The sequence below is a fragment of the Streptomyces sp. NPDC093600 genome (assembly GCF_044764755.1).
In the GTDB taxonomy this organism is placed as follows: Bacteria; Actinomycetota; Actinomycetes; order Streptomycetales; family Streptomycetaceae; genus Streptomyces.
This window is the reverse complement of the sequence record NZ_JBIWIU010000002.1, coordinates 618,454-634,267: the sequence shown is the minus strand read 5'-3', so window position 1 is coordinate 634,267 and position 15,814 is coordinate 618,454. Positions and strand designations below refer to the sequence as shown.

General features: G+C 72.6%; 13 protein-coding genes. 7 read left to right on the top strand and 6 right to left on the bottom strand.

The genetic code is table 11. From position 1 onward, the window contains the following. Nucleotides 1–15 precede the first annotated feature (15 nt). The 3 genes from ACIRB4_RS08550 to rsmH all read right to left on the bottom strand — a co-directional run bounded on the left by ACIRB4_RS08550 (nucleotide 16) and on the right by rsmH (nucleotide 3,588). Nucleotides 16–1,980 carry a peptidoglycan D,D-transpeptidase FtsI family protein gene (locus tag ACIRB4_RS08550; protein ID WP_403289307.1) on the bottom strand — a complete coding sequence of 655 codons (1,965 nt, stop codon included), beginning with the start codon at nucleotides 1,978–1,980 and terminating at the stop codon, nucleotides 16–18. 5 nt (nucleotides 1,981–1,985) lie between these two features. Further along, on the bottom strand, nucleotides 1,986–2,546 hold the full coding sequence (locus ACIRB4_RS08545; RefSeq protein ID WP_403289305.1) for a septum formation initiator family protein: 561 nt from the start codon (nucleotides 2,544–2,546) through the stop codon (nucleotides 1,986–1,988). A gap of 85 nt (nucleotides 2,547–2,631) precedes the next feature. After that, a complete protein-coding gene (gene rsmH, locus ACIRB4_RS08540) occupies nucleotides 2,632–3,588 on the bottom strand; it encodes a 16S rRNA (cytosine(1402)-N(4))-methyltransferase RsmH (protein WP_403289304.1) in 957 nt (318 codons plus the stop codon). Between the two features lie 320 nt (nucleotides 3,589–3,908). Between rsmH and ACIRB4_RS08535 the strand changes: the two genes are divergently transcribed. From ACIRB4_RS08535 to ACIRB4_RS08520, 4 genes are all read left to right on the top strand, one after another. After that, complete coding sequence (locus ACIRB4_RS08535; protein WP_403289303.1) at nucleotides 3,909–4,448, top strand: beta-class carbonic anhydrase; 540 nt, start codon at nucleotides 3,909–3,911, stop codon at nucleotides 4,446–4,448. A 167-nt stretch (nucleotides 4,449–4,615) separates the two neighbouring features. Continuing rightward, on the top strand, nucleotides 4,616–5,647 hold the full coding sequence (locus ACIRB4_RS08530) for an AAA family ATPase (RefSeq protein WP_403289302.1): 1,032 nt from the start codon (nucleotides 4,616–4,618) through the stop codon (nucleotides 5,645–5,647). Further along, the gene (locus ACIRB4_RS08525; RefSeq protein ID WP_403289301.1) at nucleotides 5,647–7,020 is read left to right on the top strand and encodes a DUF58 domain-containing protein; all 1,374 of its coding nucleotides are present in this window, start codon (nucleotides 5,647–5,649) and stop codon (nucleotides 7,018–7,020) included. The genes ACIRB4_RS08530 and ACIRB4_RS08525 overlap by 1 nt, the downstream gene beginning before the upstream one ends. Continuing rightward, nucleotides 7,017–9,437 (top strand): DUF3488 and DUF4129 domain-containing transglutaminase family protein, encoded by a 2,421-nt coding sequence (locus ACIRB4_RS08520; protein ID WP_403289300.1) that lies wholly within the window; start codon nucleotides 7,017–7,019, stop codon nucleotides 9,435–9,437. Before ACIRB4_RS08525 ends, ACIRB4_RS08520 begins: the two co-directional genes overlap by 4 nt. A 307-nt stretch (nucleotides 9,438–9,744) precedes the next feature. On the opposite strand, the gene ACIRB4_RS08515 is transcribed toward ACIRB4_RS08520, so the two are convergent. From ACIRB4_RS08515 to ACIRB4_RS08505, 3 genes are all read right to left on the bottom strand, one after another. Continuing rightward, nucleotides 9,745–10,152 carry a DUF3040 domain-containing protein gene (locus ACIRB4_RS08515; RefSeq protein ID WP_403289299.1) on the bottom strand — a complete coding sequence of 136 codons (408 nt, stop codon included), beginning with the start codon at nucleotides 10,150–10,152 and terminating at the stop codon, nucleotides 9,745–9,747. 305 nt (nucleotides 10,153–10,457) lie between these two features. Continuing rightward, entirely contained in the window at nucleotides 10,458–11,246 is a 789-nt protein-coding gene (locus ACIRB4_RS08510; RefSeq protein ID WP_403289298.1) for a methyltransferase, read from the bottom strand. A gap of 67 nt (nucleotides 11,247–11,313) precedes the next feature. Then, nucleotides 11,314–11,871 carry an SAV_6107 family HEPN domain-containing protein gene (locus ACIRB4_RS08505; protein ID WP_403289297.1) on the bottom strand — a complete coding sequence of 186 codons (558 nt, stop codon included), beginning with the start codon at nucleotides 11,869–11,871 and terminating at the stop codon, nucleotides 11,314–11,316. A gap of 166 nt (nucleotides 11,872–12,037) precedes the next feature. On the opposite strand from ACIRB4_RS08505, the gene ACIRB4_RS08500 reads away from it, so the two are divergent. Genes ACIRB4_RS08500 through ACIRB4_RS08490 form a run of 3 tightly spaced genes read left to right on the top strand, consistent with a single transcriptional unit; the run spans nucleotide 12,038 to nucleotide 15,642 of the window. Next, complete coding sequence (locus tag ACIRB4_RS08500; RefSeq protein WP_403289296.1) at nucleotides 12,038–12,931, top strand: ATP-binding cassette domain-containing protein; 894 nt, start codon at nucleotides 12,038–12,040, stop codon at nucleotides 12,929–12,931. Beyond that, nucleotides 12,903–14,990, top strand: a complete 2,088-nt coding sequence (locus tag ACIRB4_RS08495; protein WP_403289295.1) for a YhgE/Pip family protein — start codon at nucleotides 12,903–12,905, stop codon at nucleotides 14,988–14,990. The genes ACIRB4_RS08500 and ACIRB4_RS08495 overlap by 29 nt, the downstream gene beginning before the upstream one ends. A 43-nt stretch (nucleotides 14,991–15,033) precedes the next feature. After that, nucleotides 15,034–15,642 (top strand): TetR/AcrR family transcriptional regulator, encoded by a 609-nt coding sequence (locus tag ACIRB4_RS08490; RefSeq protein ID WP_403289294.1) that lies wholly within the window; start codon nucleotides 15,034–15,036, stop codon nucleotides 15,640–15,642. Nucleotides 15,643–15,814: the final 172 nt, after the last annotated feature.

The window sequence follows — 15,814 nt, the reverse complement described above, 5'->3', positions numbered from 1 at the left end:
GGTGCTCCCGAAGTGTCACTCACTGGCCTTGAAGGTCACCGGCATCCGGGCGGGCGGGCTGCCCGTCGGAGCGACATGGAGCGTCTTGAGGGCGAACTCCATGACCTTCTTGTAGATGGGGCCGCAGATCTGTCCGCCGAAGTAGTCGCCCTTGGTGGGGTTCTGGATGGCGCAGTAGACGGTGATCTGCGGGTCGTCGGCGGGCGCGAAGCCCGCGAAGGAGGCGGTGTAGCCCTTGTAGCGGCCGAGTTCGGGGTCGACGCGGTTGGCGGTTCCGGTCTTGCCCGCGACGCGGTAGCCGGGGATACGGGCCTTGGTGCCGGTGCCCTCCTCGTCACCGACCACGGATTCGAGCATCTGCGCGAGCGTCCTGGCGGTCTTCTCGCTGACCACCCGGGTCTGCTTCGGCGCGGGCGCCGGATTGAACCGCCCGTCCGGCCCCTTGGTGCCGCGGATCAGGGTCGGCTCGATCCGTACGCCTCCGTTGGCGATGGTCGAGTAGACGGAGGCGGCCTGCATGGCGTTGATCGACAGGCCCTGGCCGAACGGGATCGTGTACTGCTGCGAGGTCGACCAGTCCTGGGGCTTGGCGAGGATGCCGGCGGTCTCCCCCGGGTAGCCGAGCCCGGTGGGGCTGCCGACGCCGAACTTGCGCAGGTAGGAGTAGAGGACCTGGTTGGCCTCGGCCTGGGTGCGGCCGAGCTGGCCGGTGGCCAGGATCGTCCCGATGTTGCTGGACTTGGCGAGGACGCCGTTGAGCGTGAGGTACCAGGTCGGGTGGTTGACGTCGTCCTTGAAGAGCCGGTCGCCGCGGTGCAGCCGGTTGGGGACGGTGACATGGGTGCCGGGGGTGGCGACGCCCTCCTCCAGGACGGCGGCCATCGACATCACCTTGCTGGTGGAGCCGGGTTCGAAGGCGTCCTGGAGGGCCGCGTTCCCTATGGCGGCGGCGTTGGCCTCGGACAGGTCGTTGGGGTCGAATCCGGGGGCGTTGGCCATCGCGAGGACCTCGCCGGTCCTGGTGTTCTGCACGATGACGTAGCCGCGGTCGGCCCTGGACTTCGCCACCTGTTCGGTGATGGCCCGCTGGGCGGCCCACTGGATGTCCCGGTCGATGGTCAGTTCGATGTCGGAGCCGGGCACGGCCGGGGTGCCCTGGGAGCCCGCGGTGGGCACCCGGCGGCCGCCGGACTGGGCGAACCTGATCTTTCCGTCCTGGCCCGCCAGCTCCTTGTCGAGCATGGACTCCAGTCCGCCGGCGCCGCGGCCCTCGGCGTTCACGTAGCCCAGTATCCCGGCGGCGAGTTCGCCGTTGGGGTAGACGCGCTTGGTGCTGGGCTCGCTGAGGATGCCGCCGAGGAGGTTGACGCCGTTGCCGCCCTCGGTCGGCTTGGCCTTCTTCTCGTAGACCTTCTTGAGGTCCTTGATCTGCTTCCAGACCTGCGGAGTCTGCTTGCGGGCGAGCAGGGTGTAGCGGGACTTGGGGGTGCGCAGCTTCTTGGCGATCTCGGCGGCGTCCTTGCCGAGGAGCGGGGCCAGGAGCGCGGCGGCCTGCTCGGGGGCGTCGCGGACCTTGGACTCCTCGGGGGTGAAGAGCTTGGGGTCGGCGGTGATGTCGTACGCGTCGACGCTGGCCGCCAGCGCGATCCCGGCGCGGTCGGTGATCTCGCCCCGGTCCGCCGAGAGCGTGTACTCCTGATAACGGTGCTTCTCCGCCTTGGCGGCGTACGCGCTGGCGTCGACGGCCTGCACCTGGAGCAGCCTGACGACGAACGCCAGCATGACGAGGGTCAGGCCGAGGGAGACGAGCCGCAGCCGTGGTCTGGGGCTGCCGAGGCGGATGGTGCGCGGCTTGGGCCGGGCGGGGGGCCGGGAGGTGCGGCGCGGGGCGGGGCCGGCCGGGCGGCCCGCGGCGGGCCGGGGGCGTGCGGGCCGGGCGGGGCCGGGGACGCGGCGGCGCGGGGGCTCCTTGGAGGGCACTTCGGTCACCTGCCGGAGGTCGTCGGGGCGGGCGCGGTCGGCTTCGGCGTGTCGGGGGTCGTCCCCGCGGTGCTCCCGGGCGGGTTCACCGGGGCTGGGGCGGTGGAGTCGGGAGCGGACGCGGACGAGCCGGGCGGCGGGGCGCCGGTCGCGGCGGCGCTTCCCGTCCCGTCGGCCGAAAGCTCCGGAGGCGTCACGGCCGGAGGCTCCAGGGGCGGCAGGGACGCGGTGGGGGCCGGGTCGGACGGGGGCGCGGACGCCTTCGAGGGCTTGCCCCGGACCGTGCCGTCCGGGTCCAGGAAGGCGGGGCTGCCGCCCGGGACCATGCCGAGCTCCCGGGCCCGCCGCTCCAGCGCGTCGGGCGCGGAGTAGTCGTCCACGTCCCGCTGGAGGGCCTGCTCCTCGTCGGTCAGCTCGGTGGTCTTCTTCTTCAGCTCGCTGAGCTTGAAGGAGCCCTGGTTGAGAGAGGAGTTGAGCAGCAGCAGCGTGATGAGGCCGCCGCCGAGCAGCAGCACGACGAGCAGGACGAAGGGGGTACGGGCGGCGGTGCTGGGCCCCGACGGCATGAAGCGTCCGAGCCTCGCGGCCCGCCCTTTGAGCGGCCCCGTCCGTGTCACGTCCGCTCGCCTTCGTTCGCCTGGCGCCCGTGGATCACCGCTCGTCCTCCCGGATGCGCTCCGCCCCCCTGAGCCGGGCCGGGGCGGCGCGGCGGTTCTCCGCGATCTCCTCCTCGGTGGGGAGTTCGGCACCACGCGTGAGGAGCTTGAGGCGGGGCTGGTAGCGCTCGGGGACGACGGGCAGGCCGGGCGGGGCCGTGGTCGCCGCGCCCGCCGCGAAGACCTGCTTGACCAGCCGGTCCTCCAGCGAGTGGTACGACAGGACCGCGATCCGGCCGCCGACCGCGAGCGACTTCACGGCCGCCGGGATCGCCCGCTCCAGGACCGTCAGCTCGCCGTTGACCTCGATGCGCAGGGCCTGGAAGGTGCGCTTGGCCGGATTGCCGCCGGTGCGCTTCGCCGCCTGCGGGAGGGCGTCGCGGATCAGCTCGACCAGCCGGGCGCTGTTGGTGAACGGCTCCTTCTCGCGCTCGCGCACGATCGCGGAGACGATCCGCTTGGCCTGCTTCTCCTCGCCGTACGCCCGCAGGATGCGGACCAGCTCGCCCGCCGGGTAGGTGTTGAGGACCTCGGCGGCGCTGACCCCGGTCGTCTGGTCCATCCGCATGTCGAGCGGGGCGTCCTGCGCGTAGGCGAAGCCGCGGTCGGCCTCGTCGAGCTGCATGGAGGAGACGCCCAGGTCGAAGAGGATGCCGTCCGCCTTGGGGATGCCGAGCCGGTCGAGGACCTCGGGCAGCTCGTCGTACACGGCGTGGACGAGGGTGGCGCGCTCGCCGTAGGGGGCGAGGCGCTCGCCGGAGAGCCGCAGCGCCTCCTTGTCCCGGTCGAGGGCGACGAGCCGCGCCTCGGGGAAGCGCTGGAGCAGGGCTTCGCTGTGGCCGCCCAGGCCGAGGGTGCAGTCGACGACCACCGCACCGGGGCGTTCCAGGGCCGGGGCCAACATGTCCAGGCACCGCTGGAGCATCACCGGGACGTGTCGGTCGTTGCTCAATGCGCCCTCTCAGATCCGGCGCGGCCGGGACGTGTCACCGGGTCACCGGGCCCTACCGCCGCACACGCGGGGGAGAAACTGCTGAAATCGCTCAATGTCTCCGTGAACTTCGCGCCACTTTAGTCCACGGGCCCCGCCGGTCAATCAACCGGCTGGCGCGTCGCGCACGGGACCGGAGGGAGCGGGGCGATCGGGGAGGGTTCACCCGTACGGGCCTGCTCTTCTCACCCCTGTGGGTTACCTCACAACAAGGTTCATTGACGTTCTTTGTCCCGACTCACAGCAGGCCGGAACGCCCTGTGACCATTACCGTCGATGCCATGTCGACCTCTGCGCACACCTCTGACGACGCGATTCGCACCGGCGGCACGGTCACGGACCGTCTCGTCGAGGCCAACGAGCGGTACGCCGCCCAGTTCACCGACCCGGGCATGGACGCCCGGCCCGTCCTGAACGTGGCCGTCGTGGCCTGTATGGACGCCCGTCTCGATCTGCACGCAGCGCTGGGCCTCCAGCTGGGCGACTGCCACACCATCCGCAACGCCGGCGGCGTGGTCACCGACGACGTGATCCGCTCGCTCACGATCAGCCAGCGGGCGCTCGGCACGCGCAGCGTGGTCCTGATCCACCACACGGGCTGCGGTCTGGAGTCGCTGACGGAGGACTTCCGGCACGACCTGGAGATGGAGGTCGGGCAGCGGCCGGCCTGGGCGGTCGAGTCGTTCCGTGATGTCGAGCAGGACGTCCGGCAGTCGATGCAGCGGGTGCGGACCTCGCCGTTCCTGCTGCACACCGACGACGTCCGGGGCTTCGTCTTCGACGTCAAGACAGGTCTTCTTCGCGAGATCGACCCCGCTTAATCCGGCAAACCCCGGCATAACGCCCGCGCTTGTCCACAGGCAAGTGACACCGGGCGCCCCAGGCAACAACAATGCTCGCGTGACACCTTTCGGAAACCCTCCGGGACGGGTGTACGTGTTTCGGGGTGGGCCGCGCATCGGCCCTGGAGCGGGCCGAGGAGGGCCGGGTGACGACCTATGACGATCGAGCGAGCCTCGCAGATCTGACCACCACAGCGGAGCGCGTCCGCAGGTCGGTGGAGGGTGTGATCGAGGGCAAGCCTGAGGTCGTACGGCTTTCGCTGACCGTGCTGCTCGCCGAGGGACATCTTCTGATCGAGGATGTCCCCGGCGTCGGCAAGACGATGCTGGCCAAGACGCTGGCGCGGTCCATCGACTGTTCGGTGCGCCGTATCCAGTTCACGCCCGACCTGCTGCCGTCGGACATCACGGGTGTGTCGATCTTCGACCAGCAGCGGCGTGACTTCGAGTTCAAGCCGGGCGCGATCTTCGCCCAGATCGTGATCGGCGACGAGATCAACCGGGCCTCGCCGAAGACCCAGTCCGCCCTCCTGGAGTCCATGGAGGAGCGGCAGGTCACGGTCGACGGGCACACCTACGAGCTGCCGAGCCCGTTCATGGTGGTCGCCACCCAGAACCCGGTGGAGATGGAGGGCACCTACCCCCTCCCCGAGGCCCAGCGCGACCGCTTCATGGCCCGCGTCTCGATCGGCTATCCCAGCCCCGAGGCCGAGCTCAAGATGCTGGACGTGCACGGCTCGGTCTCCCCGCTGGACGACCTCCAGCCCGTCGCGCACGCCCACGACATCGTGAAGCTGATCGACGCGGTGCGCTCGGTGCATGTCGCCGACGCCGTCCGCCGGTACGCCGTGGACATCGTCGCCGCGACCCGTACCCATCCGGACCTGAGGCTCGGCGCGTCCCCGCGCGCGACCCTCCATCTGCTGCGCGCCGCCAAGGCGTCCGCCGCGCTCAGCGGCCGGGAGTACGTCCTGCCCGACGACCTCCAGGCGCTGGCCGTGCCGGTCCTCGCCCACCGGCTGATGCCGACCGCGCAGGCCCAGCTGAACCGGCGGTCGGCCGAGCAGGTCGTCCTGGACATCCTCCAGCGCACTCCCGTGCCCGCCACGGCGCCGCCTGTCGCACCGCCGGCCGGCCCGCTCTACGGCCAGCAGCAGCCCGGCATCCGGCAGCTGTGATGACGACCGCTGCCGCCACGGACGGGCAGCGGGGTGGCGACCGGGGCGGCCGGCCGGGCGACGAGCGGGGCGGTCCACGGGCCGCCCTGAGCGGGCTCACCACCCGCGGCCGCTCCTTCCTCGCCGCCGGTGTCGCCGCCGCCGTCTGCGCCTATGTCCTCGGACAGGGCGATCTGCTGCGCGTCGGGCTGCTGCTCGCCGTGCTGCCGCTGGTCTGCGTCGCCGCCCTGTACCGCACCCGCTATCAGGTCGCCGGCAGCCGGCGGCTCGCCCCGCACCGGGTGACCGTCGGCTCCGAGGCCCGTGTCCATCTGCGGATGGAGAACGTCTCGCGGCTGCCCACCGGGCTGCTGATGCTCCAGGACCACGTCCCGTACATGCTCGGGCCGCGGCCCCGGTTCGTCCTGGACCGGGTCGAGGCGGGCGGACGGCGCGAGGTGTCGTACCGGGTCCGCTCGGACCTGCGCGGCCGGTTCCCGCTCGGGCCGCTCCAGCTCCGGCTGAGCGACCCCTTCGGCATGTGCGAGCTGACCCGCTCCTTCAGCGCGTACGACACCCTCACCGTCGTCCCCAGGACCGAACCGCTGCCGCCGGTGAGACTGGCCGGCGAGGCGGCCGGGTACGGCGACGGGCGGCAGCGCTCGCTGGCGCTGGCCGGGGACGACGACATCATCCCCCGCACCTACCGCCACGGCGACGACCTGCGCCGCGTCCACTGGCGCTCCACCGCACGCTACGGCGAGCTGATGGTCCGTCGGGAGGAGCAGCCGCAGCAGGCTCGCTGCACGGTGCTGCTCGACACCCGCCGGATCGCCTTCCAGGGCGCCGGCCCCGACTCGGCCTTCGAGTGGGCCGTCTCGGGCGCCGCCTCGGCCCTTGGGCACATGCTGGAACGGGGCTACGCGGTGCGGCTGCTCACCGACACCGGAAGCGCGGTACCGGGCGAGGGCGCCGAGGGCTTCGCCGGTTCGTCGCAGGACTCGGCCGCGGCGGCCGGTCTGGTGATGGACACGCTCGCGGTCGTCGACCACTCGGAGGGGGCCGGGCTCTCGCGCGCGTACGACGTGCTGCGCGGCGGCAACGAGGGGCTGCTGATCGCGTTCCTCGGCGACCTCGACGAGGAACAGGCCGCCCTGGCCGCCCGCATGCGGCGGCGCAGCGGCGCGGCCGTCGCGTTCGTCCTGGACAGCGAGAGCTGGCTGACGGGCGGCGCGGTGAGCGGGAAGGCCGACGAGCGGCTGCGGCAGCTGCGTGAGGCCGGCTGGACGGCGCTGGCGGTGCCCCCGGGGGCCCGGCTCGCCGACCTGTGGCGGCAGGCCGGCGGGCTGCCGGTGGACAGCCCCGCGGGCGACACCTTGGGAGGACGGTCATGAGCGGTCGCGGGCGGATGACGCTCGGCTCGTACGCCGCCACGCTGATGGCGGCGGGCGCGCTGCTTCCGCTGGTGCGGCCGGCGACATGGATCTTCACGGCGGCGATCCTGCTGGCGGTGCAGAGCGGGGTCGGTGTGCTCACCCGGCGGGTACCGCTGGCCAGGCCGCTGACGGTCGCGGCCCAGGCCGTCGTGACGCTGCTGGCGGTGACCCTGGTCTTCGCCTCCGGGCAGGCGATCCTCGGCTTCCTGCCCGGGTTCCAGGCCTTCGCGCACTTCGCCGCGCTGTTCGAGGCGGGTGCCGCCGACATCGGCCGGTACGCCATCCCGGCGCCGGACACCGAGGGCATCCGGCTGATGGTGGTCGGCGGCGTGCTGGTGATCGGTCTGCTGGTGGACACGCTCGCGGTCACCTTCCGCAGCGCCGCCGCCTCCGGTCTGCCGCTCCTCGCGCTGTACTCGGTGGCCGCGGGGCTCTCCGACGGCGGCGCGAGCTGGCTGTGGTTCCTGCTGGCGGCCACCGGCTATCTGGTGCTCCTCCTCGCGGAGGGGCGTGACCGGCTCTCCCAGTGGGGGCGGGTGTTCGGCGGCGCGCCGCGCACGGGGGGCCGGGGCGCCGGCGGCGCCGACAGCGGGCAGGTCCTCGCCCCGGTGCGGACCGGCAGGCGGATCGGCGTGCTGGCCATGGGCATCGCGCTGGTGGTGCCGGCGGCGCTGCCCGCGCTCAGCGGCGGTCTGTTCGACGGTCCGGGCGAAGGCTCGGGCACGGGCGGCAAGGGCGGCACCATCTCGGCGGTGAACCCGCTGGTCTCGCTCCAGGACAACCTCCGGCAGCCCGAGGACCGCGAGGTGCTCCGCTACCGGACCAACGCGCCCGACGTCAACGGCATGTATCTGCGCCTGGTGGCGCTCGACCAGTTCGACGGCACCTCCTGGAAGTCCTCGGTCCGTCCGATCCAGGACGTGCCGGACCGGCTGCCGCGCCCGGACGGGCTCGGCGACGAGGTCCGCTCGACCGAGGTGACGGGCAACTTCGTGGCCTCCACGACGTACGAGCAGAAGTGGCTGCCGATGCCCTACCCGGCGGCCAAGGTCGACATCGACGGCCGCTGGCGGTACGAGCCGGCCGGGCGGATGCTCGTGGGCGACGACCGGCAGACCACCCGGGGCGCGCGGTACACGGTGGCGAGCCTGGACGTGCAGCCGACGGCCGGGCAGCTGGCCGCGGCCTCGCCGCCGCCGGCCAAGCTCCTGGCGGAGTACACCCGGGTCCCCAGCTCGCTGCCGGCCGATGTGAGGTCGACGGCGCTGGCGGTCACCAGCGGCGCACACAACGACTACGAGCGGGCCGTCAAGCTTCAGGACTGGTTCACCCTCGACGGCGGTTTCCGCTATGACGTCGAGGTCGAATCGGGGACGGGGGTGCAGGCGATCTCCCGCTTCCTGAAGCAGAAGGAGGGCTTCTGCGTCCACTTCTCCTTCTCGATGGCGGCGATGGCCCGGGTGCTGGGCATCCCGGCCAGGGTCGCGGTCGGTTTCATGCCGGGCTCCGCGCAGTCCGACGGCACGATGTCGGTGGGCATACGGGACGCGCACGCCTGGCCTGAGCTGTACTTCGAGGGAGCGGGGTGGGTGCGGTTCGAGCCGACGCCGACGCGCGGCTCCACGCCGGAGTACACCCGGCAGCAGGCCCCGGCGGGTACGCCGACCGGATCGGCCCGGCCGGAGGTCAGCGCCTCCGCGCCGTCGTCGGTGACGCCGAGCGCCTCGGACAGCTGCCCGGCGCAGCTGCGCCGGCTCGGCGAGTGCGGCCCCGACGCGGCGGCGGGGGGTGACGCGTCGGACGGTGGCGGCGTGGATCTCCTGAAGGTGTTCCTGTGGTGCCTGGGTGTGGCGGCGGTGCTTCTGCTGCTGCTGTCACCTCTGCTGTGGCGTACGCGGGTACGGACTCGGCGGCTCGGCTCCATGGGCCGCACCGTCGAGCACGCGTCGGCCCGGACCCTGGCGGTCTGGCGGGAGGTCAATGACACGGCCTGGGACCACGGGGTGGTGCCGAACGAGTCGCTGACGCCCCGGAAGGCGGCGGCGCGGATCGTCCGGCTCGGCAGGTTGGAGGGCGAGCCGGCGAACGCGGTGCACCGGGTGGCGCGCGCGGTGGAGCAGGTGCTCTATGCCCCGCAGCCGCGCCCGGCCGCGGGTCTGGCGGAGGAGGTCGCCCTGGTCAGGGCGGGCTTCCACGCGGTGTCGGGCCGCCGGTCCAGGGTGCGGGCGCTGCTCGCGCCGCGCTCGGCCGTCCGCGTGCTGTGGGCGGCCTCGGCCCGCTGGTCGGCGGTGACGGACCGCTGGTCGGCGTGGCGGGGTGACGTGACCGCCCGCGCGTCGGGGCTGCTCCAGCGGGTCTCGCGCCAGCGGGGCTGACCGGGCCCTGTTGGTTCCGGGCGGGGGCAGGGGCCCGGGCGTGCGGGGCACTCGTGGCGCGGCCGGGGCAGGGCCTCGGGCGTGCCGGGCACTCGTGGCGCGGGGCCCAGGGGGGCGGAAGCGCCCGCAAGGGCGCCGTCCCGTGGTGCCCACCCGTCCCGCCCTGCGGGACGATTGCCCACCACGGGGGGAGCGGGAGCGAGGGGCGACCCAGAACGACGAGCCCCGCGAGGCTCGGGCACCTGGGAGGTGCCGGCCCGCGGGGCTCGGGGTCGTGTGGGGGGGCCGCGCCCCCGCTAGGGGGCCGTCAGTGGCCGCCGCCCTGTTCGTCGCGGCGGCGCTGCCACCGCTCTTCGATCCGGTTCATCATCGAGCGACGCTGACGCGCTTGTCGTGGCTGACGGCCGCCGGCCGTTCCACCCGCCGTCTGCTGTTCGCCCGGCTTGGGCGCCTTACGCCATCCGGTGACCGCCAGGACCGCGCAGCCCAGCATGACGAGGAACCCCACCACGCTGATCCAGATCTGCTGAGCGACCATTCCGGCCATGAGGAGCGCGATACCCACCAGGAAGCCGGCGACTGCCTGGTAGACCCGTCGCCGGGTGTACGTACGCAGTCCGCTTCCCTCGAGCGCTGTCGCGAACTTGGGATCTTCGGCGTACAGCGCTCGCTCCATCTGCTCGAGCATTCGCTGCTCGTGCTCCGAGAGCGGCACGGAGTCCTCCTAGTCGTCGGTCGCGGGGGCGACCGGTTTGCGGCCCTTTCAGGATAGGCAGGGAATCGCCCCCGTGAAACCCGCCCTCAACGCCTAATCGCCATTCCGGGCCGCCATGCGGTTCGGTTGCTGAGGCGTTGATTCCCCAGCGCCCTGCCTGTCATGCCGGATGGTGTCCCCCGATCATACGGGGCGAAGCCTTCGACCGGGGGGTCTGTGGCGTACTCCATGTGCGGCTGCGTCGCTGATCAGCACGGTGCGCGCCTCCCGGGAGCCCCCGGGGGCCGCGCGCCGCCGTGCGGGCGTCAGGCGCGCTTGTCGCCCAGCACGTGCAGCTGGGTGGCGATGGCGTGGAACGACGGCAGTTCGGCGGCGGCCGCCTCCAGCTTGAGCAGGGCCTCCGCGGCGCCGGGCTCGGTGTCGACCAGGACCCCGGGGACCAGGTCGGCGAAGACCCGGACGCCGTGCACGGCGCCGACGTCCAGACCGGCCTGGTCGGCAAGCTCGGTGAGCTGGTCCGCGGTGAAGCGCCGCGGCACCGGGTCGCCGTCGCCCCAGCGGCCCGCCGGGTCGCTCAGGGCGGTGCGGGCCTCGGTGAAGTGACCGGCGAGGGCGCGGGCGAGGACGGCGCCGCCGACGCCCGCGGCGAGCAGGCTGAGCGCGCCGCCGGAGCGCAGGGCGGCGACCGCGTTGCGTACGCCCTCGGCCGGGTCGTCGACGTACTCCAGGACGCCGTGGCAGAGCACCACGTCGTAGCCCTCGCGCCCGACGACGTCGAACAGGCCGTGGATGTCGCCCTGGACGCCTTCCACCCGGTCGGCCACGCCGGCCTCGGCGACGCGGCGCTCCAGCGCGAACAGGGCGTTGGGGCTGGGGTCGACGACCGTGACCCGGTGACCGAGGCGGGCCACCGGCACGGCGAAGTTGCCGGAGCCGCCGCCGGTGTCCAGGACGTCGAGGCTGTCCTTGCCGCTCGCCTTGGCCCGGCGGTCGAGGGCGTCCTTGAGGACGTCCCAGACGACGGCGGTGCGAAGGGAGGCGCGCGACGGGCGCGACGACGCCTCTCGACCGAAGACAGGGGAAGGGTCCGACACGGCTGCTGACTCCTCGGTGACAGGTACGAACACCCCCCACCCTATGGCCTCGTGCGCCGCCCGCCGATCACTTCGCGGCCTCGCCCGCACCGGGCTGGCGGGGCAGCACTGGCTGGAGGGCGAGCATCCGCTCGACCAGGCGCAGGAACATGGCGGCGGCCCTGATCAGGTCGTCGGCGTCGCGCCGGCTCGCCGCACCGGCGATGCCCGCCTCGGCCCGCGCCCGCCGCTCGGCGCCGGAGGCGAACAGGGCGCTCCACTCGGCCAGCTCGGGCGCTATCTCGGGGAGCACTTCCCAGGTGCTGCGTATGCGCTGCCGTTTGCGCGGATGGGTCTCGGGCCTGCCCCGGGCGGCGAGCACGGCCGCGGCGGTGCGCAGGGCGGCGAGGTGGGCGGTGGCGTACCGCTCGTTGGGCACGTCGTACGTCGCCGCCTCGTCGAGCCCGGCGTGGGCCTTGGCGAGCAGGTCGAGTGCGGCGGGCGGGGCCGTGGTGCGGCGCAGGACGGGATGGACGTCGGACGGGGGTCCGACCAGTGCGGGGGCGGGGCGGCCTCCCCCATGGCCTTCGGCATGGGAGGTACCGCTGCGGCGCCGGGGCGCGGCTGCCGCGGAGGAGCTGACCATGACGAGCCTCCTGTCGTCGTGTGACGGCGCTGTGGCCGTATGTGTCCATCGTGTACGCCCCCACTGACAATCGCCCTGACCTGGGCTTTTGCCTGAACTACCGGTTCAACGCTAAGTTTTTGCACTGACCGGTCAGTTCAAATCGGGGAGAGTGGGGGTGGGATCCGTGGAAGCGAACCCTGCGGAGCCGCACGGCGCCGCCGTCGTCGCGGACGGATTCGGGCTGAAGGGACCGCGCGGCTGGGCCTTTCGCGACGTCGGCTTCCGGGCCGAGCCGGGCTCGCTGGTCGCGATCGAGGGACCGTCCGGCTCGGGCCGCACCTGCCTGCTGCTCGCGCTCACCGGCCGGATGAAGCCGCACGAGGGGCACGCCGAGGTCGCCGGGCTCCGGTTGCCCCGCAAGATGGCCGCCGTCCGGCGGATCAGCGCCCTGGGCCCGGTTCCCGGGGTCAGCGACCTCGACCCGGCCTTCACCGTCGCCGAGCACCTGCGTGAGCGTGCCCTGCTCCAGCGCCGTTACGACGGCTCCGTCCGGGCCCTGTTCCGCCCGCCCGCCGAGCGGGCCGCCGCCTCCAAGGCCCGGATCGAGCGGGCGCTCGAGGCCGCCGGGCTCGACCTGGAGGCGCTGCCGAAGGCCGGGCGGACCTCCGTACGGGATCTGGAACGCCTGGAGGCGTTGCGCCTCTCCATCGCGCTCGCGCTGGTCGGACGGCCCCGGCTGCTCGCCCTGGACGACGCGGACCTCAAGCTCTCGGGCGCCGACCGGGCCGAGGCCTGGGCGCTGCTGCGGTCGATCGCCGACGCGGGCACGACCGTCCTCGCCGTCTGCAGCGAGGCGCCCGAAGACGCCCTGCGGATCTCCACGACACCCCGCGCGGCCGAGGCGGTGTCCCCCGCCGAGGAGGACACCACCGACGCGGCCGGCCCGGACGACACCGAAGCGGACGGAACCGAAGCGGACACCGCCGAGGAAGACGCCGTCGAGGAAGAGACCCCCGCCGGGGAAGACACCAACGAGGAGGGGACGGCCGATGCGCTCGCCGAAACTCGCCGCGCTTGAGCTCAAGCGGTTCGGCAGGGGAAAGCTCCCCCGGGCCGCGCTCGTCGCGATCCTGCTGCTGCCGCTGCTCTACGGCGCGCTGTACCTGTGGTCCTTCTGGGACCCGTACAGCCGGCTCGACCGGATACCCGTCGCGCTCGTCAACGAGGACCGGGGCGCCACGGCCGACGGCAAGAGGATCAACGCCGGTGAGGACATCACCGAGGGCCTGCGCGAGAGCAAGGTCTTCGAGTGGCACGAGGTGAGCGACGCCGAGGCCCGCGAGGGCGTGGAGGACGGCACGTACTACCTCTCGCTGACCATGCCCGGCGACTTCAGCAGCCGGATCGCCTCCAGCTCCGGTGACGCCCCCGAGACGGGTGCGCTGAAGGTCCGTACGAACGACGCCAACAACTACATCGTCGGGCAGATCTCCCGGACGGTGTTCTCCGAGGTCCGCACCGCGGCCTCCACCAAGTCCTCCCGCTCCTTCCTGGACCGGATCTTCATCTCCTTCTCCGACATCCACGACGCGACCGAGAAGGCCGCCAAGGGCGCCGGAGAGCTCAAGGACGGTACGGAAAAGGCGAAGAAGGGCTCCAAGCGCCTGGCCGACGGGCTGACGAACGCCAAGAAGGGCAGCGGCGACCTGGCCTCCGGGCTGACGAAGCTCACCAAGGGCGCGGCCGAGCTGGAGACCGGTTCCCGGCAGGTCGCCGACGGCACCCAGGCCCTGGCCGACAAGGTCAACGGCAAGTCCTCGAAGCTCCGCCCGTACCTGAAGAACAACGGCAAGACGATCGGTGACTCGGCCCGCCTGGTGGCCCACTCCATCCAGGCCGTCCGCCACGACCTGGACGACCTCGTCAGGCGCGCCCCCGTGGCCCGCAGCGCCGCGCACGTCGCCGACGACAAGCTCGAAGTGCTCCACCGCAAGGAGTGCGTGGACAACCCGCTGCCGGACGCCACGACGTGCCCGACGCTCAAGGAGGCCAAGGTCACGGCCGACGACGTGGCGAAGATCGCGGACGATCTCCACGAACTCACCAAGGACAACACCGGCGATCTGAAGAAGCTCGACGGGCAGCTCGCCACCCTGCAGAAGCAGGCCGAGGACCTCGAAAAGGCCGCGCCGAACCTGGAGGAGGACCTCGAGAGCGCCGTCAAGAAGATCAACAAGCTCAACACCGGCGCCCAGAAGGTCGCCAAGGGCGCCGACGAGCTGCACACCGGCCTCACCTCCGCGAAGTCCGGCTCCACCAAGCTCGACACCGGTGTCGGCAAGCTCAAGAAGGGCGCCGGCGACCTCGACGGCGGTCTGTACAAGCTGGTCGACGGTTCGGGCGAGCTGGCCACCGGGCTCAGCGACGGCGTCACCAAGATACCGGACTACGACAAGGACGACCGCGACCGCCGTACGGAGGTCATGGCCGACCCGGTAGAGCTCGCCTCCCAGTCGCTGCACAAGGCGCCCAACTACGGCACCGGTTTCGCCCCCTACTTCATCCCGCTCTCCCTCTGGGTCGGCGCGATGGTGGCGTACATGCTGATCCAGCCGCTCAACCGGCGCGCCCTCGCCGCCGGCGCCTCCGCCTGGCGCATCGCGCTGGCCGGCTGGCTGCCGGTCGCGGCGATCGGGCTGCTCCAGGTCGCGGCGCTGATGTCCGTCCTGCACTGGGGGCTCGGCCTGCAGATGGCCCGGGCCGCCGGGACGGTCGGCTTCCTGGCCCTGGTGACCTGCTGCTTCGCCGCGATCATCCAGTGGCTCAACGCCCGCTTCGGGGCGGCTGGGCGGATCCTGGTCCTCGCCGTGCTGATGCTCCAGCTGACCTCGGCGGGCGGCACGTATCCCGTCCAGACCAGTCCGGGCTTCTTCAACGCCATCCACCCCTTCCTGCCGATGAGCTACGTCGTCGAGGCGCTACGGCGGCTGATCACGGGCGGCGGTATCGGTCCGGTCTGGCAGGCGGTCGCGGTGCTGACCGCGTTCACGGTGGGCGCGCTGGCGCTGACCGCCGTCTCCGCCCGGCAGAAGCAGGTGTGGACGCTGGACCGGCTCCACCCCGAACTGTCCCTGTGAGACCGTCCCTGTGACATCCGCCGGACCTGTGAGAATCGAGCCCATGGACAGCAGCAGCACCAGACGCCAGGCCACGCGCGCGAAGCTCTACGAGGCCGCCGTCACCCTCATCGCCGAGCAGGGCTTCTCGGCGACGACGGTGGACGAGATCGCGGAGCGCGCGGGCGTCGCGAAGGGCACGGTCTACTACAACTTCAAGAGCAAGACCGAGCTCTTCGAGGAGCTGCTGCGGCACGGCGTAGGGCTGCTCACCGCGTCCCTGCGGGACGCGGCCGACGGCACGGCGGAGCGCGGCGGCAGCCGGGTCGAGGCGCTGGACGCGATGATCCGGGCCGGTCTGGTCTTCATCGACCGCTATCCGGCCTTCACCCAGCTGTACGTCGCCGAGCTCTGGCGGACGAACCGAGCCTGGAACGACACCCTGCTGGTGGTCCGCCAGCAGGCGGTCGCGGTCGTGGAGGACGTCCTGCGCGGCGGTGTCGAGGCCGGCGAGCTGAGCGAGGAGATCGACATCCCGCTGACGGCGGCGGCGCTGGTCGGGATGGTCCTGGTGGCCGCCCTCGACTGGCAGGCGTTCCAGCGGGAGCGCTCGATCGACGACGTCCACAGCGCCCTCTCCCGGCTGCTGCACGGGCGCGTGAGCGGCCGCTAGCACCCGCAGGGTCGGGCCTCAGGGTTCCTGGCCGCTAGCGGCCCGCAAGGTCCGGCCCGGGGCTTCCCGGCCCGCACGTCCCCCGGACAAGAAAGACGCCGGTCCGGCGAGGCTCGATCCCCCCGAGCCTCGCCGGACCGGCGATCTTTCCGTACCCCCGTGGCACTCCCCC